Genomic DNA, 267 nt, shown 5'->3' with positions numbered 1-267 from the left:
ACTAAGAACGACCATATCGCCATCGCCAACGATGGACACAAGTGGTGCTTTGATCTGCGCAGCAATCGGGGATGGTTTGGTAAATTTAGAGAAAAAATCGACAAACGCAGCGCGTCCTGACGCCACATTCGGATTGTGCTGAATATATGATTCGGTCAGATATTTATCCGCCAGATCCATATGTCCCCCCTCAAATACCTCACGCCAAAAGTCATACACCAGGCGCTTATTTGCCGCAACCTGTGTATCAGGGCTTGCCAATAAGGC

The 267-nt window shown here is 48.3% G+C and carries 1 protein-coding gene; it reads right to left on the bottom strand.

Features of this window, described 5'->3' with window-relative positions; genetic code table 11:
• A partial coding sequence (locus QN347_RS20070; RefSeq protein WP_323494441.1) for an ester cyclase occupies positions 1-267 on the bottom strand: 267 nt, incomplete at both ends.

Source organism: Sphingomonas sp. 10B4, assembly GCF_035019905.1.
Classification (GTDB): domain Bacteria; phylum Pseudomonadota; class Alphaproteobacteria; order Sphingomonadales; family Sphingomonadaceae; genus Sphingomonas; species Sphingomonas glacialis.
This window is presented reverse-complemented; position numbering and strand designations above follow the sequence as displayed.